Here is a 2,524-nt window from a genome sequence, read left to right as displayed (position 1 = left end):
CCGTGACACTTGCCGCGCCGCCTGCCGCTCTCGCGCGGCTCGCGCTGGCGGGACGGCTCGGTCAGGTCACGCTTGCCATTCGCAATCCGGGCGACAAGGAAATGGCGGCCGCGGAAATTGTCGATCTGAACGATCTGAGGCCCGGTACGGCACCTGTTGCCGACCGGAAGGGGGAGGATGAGGCCGCCCCGCAGGGACATCGTGTGACGATCTATTCAGGTGCAAGTCAGACCACGGTGACGACATCGCGCTGAGGGGCGATGTGGTGAGGGGACGACGAAGTCGGAGGGAAGAATGGGTAGTGGCGGAGAAAGAGGAGCAGCAATGGCAGCGGTCGGACACCGTCTCCTTGCTGGCTCAAACGGAAGGGGCCGCATCCGGCTGGCAGCGCTTCTGCTTGCCTTTGTGGCTCTGCTCTTTGCTCTGCCTTCCGGCGCGATGGCCGCAACGCGCGCACTCGAAATTGCTACAGGCGGTCAGCATGTGCTGAAACTCGCCGAGCCTGTGGACCGCATCGCGCTTTCCAACCCCTCTGTGGTTGATGTGAAGGTGGTGTCCTCCCGCGAAATCCGCCTGCTCGGCCAGCAGGGCGGCACGACCGATCTCTCCATCTGGCTCACAAGCGGCACCACGCTCTCCTACCGCATCGTTGTCGGCGCGGATCTCACAGGGCTTCGTGATGAGCTCACGCGCAATCCGTCACTTGCCGGTGTGAAGGCAGTCGAGACAGGGCGCGGTGTCACGCTCAAGGGCGAGGTATACAGCCTTGAGGACAGGCAGAAGGCGGTCGAGATCGCGCGTTCCTATGTCGGCGACGATGTGCGCGACAGGGTGCAGGTCGCAGATCGTCGTATGGTTGCCGTCGAAGTGCGCTTCGCCGCCGTCTCCACAAGTACGTTGAAGGCGCTCGGCCTGAACTTCCAGAGCCTCGACAATAACTTCCAGTTTGCCGCCATCGGCCCGAACTCTTCTTCGAGCTTCGGCTACACGCCCGGTACGGGCCTTGATCCCGATACGAGCCTGCCGCTGAGCCAGGCGTTCAATCTCTTCTTCGCCTGGCCGGGAAGCGATCTTCTCGGCGTCATCAGCGCGCTGAGCAATGCCAATCTCGCGCAGCTTCTCGCCGAACCGACGCTGCTTGTGCGCAGCGGTGAGGATGCGGAATTTCTCGCAGGTGGTGAAGTGCCCATCCCCGTGCCGCAATCCGGCGCCGGCAATGGCTCCGTTACCATCGAGTACAAGCGCTTCGGTGTTCAGCTTGGCGTGGAAGCAACCGTGCTTGATGATGAGCGCATTGTCCTCAAGGTGAACCCGGAGGTGAGCGAGCTTGATTATACCAACGCGCTCATCGTGCAGGGCTTCCGTGTCCCGGCGCTGCGCACGCGCTCAACCCGCACCACGATTGAACTTGGCAATGGCCAAAGCTTCGTGCTGGCGGGCCTCATGTATAGCGCGTCCGGCAATATCGAAGACCGGATTCCCGGCGTGGGCGATCTGCCCATCATCGGCTCCTTCTTCAAGAGAACGCAAAACTCTCGTGAGCGGCAGGAACTCATCATCGTCGCCACACCGCGCCTCGTCTCGCCAATGGAAGCAGGCGATGTGCCGAAACTTCCCGGCGAGGGCCAGCGCTATGACGCGAGCCTCGGCAAAAACCTGCTCAATGTGGAAACGCTCGAAGACCATATTGTCCGCCACGGATTGATGAGGTGATGCGATGAACCGTGTCCTCCTCATCTCCGGCGACAAAGAACTTGCGACCCGCGTGAAGCGGGCGCTCGATGCCGATGCGACGGTCATGCTTGCCGATCCTGCCGCTGACAATGTGGGCGAGATCGCCGAACAGTTCCGCCCCGAAGGTGTGCTGGTCGATGCCGATGTGAGCATGGGCGCGCGCACCGCTTTCGAGCGGCTCTCCACGCTGCGCGGCTGGTTCGCTGATATTCCGATGATCGTGATCGGCAATGAAGCGGGTGCCCAGCTCATCCTCACCGCCATGCGCGCAGGCGCCCAGGACTTCATCGACCGTGATGCGCGCGACGATGATTTCCGCAACGCGGTTCGCCACCACATTGCCGAAAGCCGCTTCCGTACGGCCTCTCTCTCGCGGCTCGTCATGGCGCTGAGCGCCACACAGGCCGATGGTGATGATGACTTTGCGCTGAACATGGCCGTGACGATTGCCGCTGCCCGCCCGAATGAAGGTGTGCTGCTGGTTGATCTGGGTCTGCCTGCCAGCAATGCCGCCATCGCGCTTGGTCTCGAGATGAACTTCCGCGTGAAAGACGCGGTGAAGGAAATGTCGCGCCTTGACCGTGCGCTGCTCGACTCGGCCCTCGCGCGTTGCCCCAGGTCGGGCCTTTATGTCCTGCCGCTTGCCCTGCATGGCGCGGAAAGCGACTGGGCAATGGATATCCACGATCTGCGCGCCCTGCTTGAGATCTGTCAGTCGCTCTATGATGTGGTGATCGTCTCCTGCGGGCCGTTCTCGCGTCAGGAAGAAATATTGAGCCTGCCGGAAGAG

Annotated in this window: 2 protein-coding genes and 1 pseudogene; all 3 read left to right on the top strand. The window is 62.2% G+C overall.

All coding sequences use genetic code 11. The features are described 5' to 3' along the window. On the top strand, window positions 1-254 hold a 254-nt coding region (locus WBF74_RS09240; RefSeq protein WP_424438540.1), incomplete at its 5' end, for a hypothetical protein. Between the two features lie 70 nt (window positions 255-324). Further along, window positions 325-1,713, top strand: a complete 1,389-nt coding sequence (locus WBF74_RS09235) for a type II and III secretion system protein family protein (RefSeq protein ID WP_424438537.1) — start codon at window positions 325-327, stop codon at window positions 1,711-1,713. 4 nt (window positions 1,714-1,717) lie between these two features. Beyond that, window positions 1,718-2,524, top strand: a pseudogene (locus WBF74_RS09230) (hypothetical protein); the annotation flags it as partial.

It is taken from the genome of Parvibaculum sp. (assembly GCF_049672805.1).
Classification (GTDB): Bacteria; Pseudomonadota; Alphaproteobacteria; order Parvibaculales; family Parvibaculaceae; genus Parvibaculum.
Note: the sequence above shows the minus strand (reverse complement) of the source record. Positions and strands in the feature narration are given on the sequence as shown.